This is a genomic window from Pseudomonas capeferrum (assembly GCF_013523055.1).
GTDB lineage: Bacteria > Pseudomonadota > Gammaproteobacteria > Pseudomonadales > Pseudomonadaceae > Aquipseudomonas > Aquipseudomonas capeferrum_A.
The window spans coordinates 1-201 of the sequence record NZ_JAAMQM010000095.1 but is presented as its reverse complement, the minus strand read 5'-3'; the positions used below and the strand labels follow the sequence as shown (position 1 = coordinate 201).

Sequence of the window (201 nt, the reverse complement as noted above, 5' to 3'; positions counted from 1 at the left end):
TCACCATTGGTCAGGGTGACGGTGAGGTCACGGTCCAGGACCTGGTTGACGCGCACGGTGAAGACCGGTTGCTGGGCTTCGGTGACGTTGCCATTGCTGACGATCGAGACGGCGATCTGGTCGCCAGCGTTCGGCGTGCCAGGGGTACCCGGATTACCTGGAGTTCCCGGTTCGTCAGTGACGACTGTGTTGGTGCTGCCA

Annotated in this window: 1 protein-coding gene; it reads right to left on the bottom strand. The window is 62.2% G+C overall.

Translation table 11 applies throughout. From position 1 onward, the window contains the following. Positions 1–201: immunoglobulin-like domain-containing protein (locus G7009_RS28380; RefSeq protein ID WP_181133399.1), on the bottom strand; the 201-nt coding region annotated here is incomplete at both ends.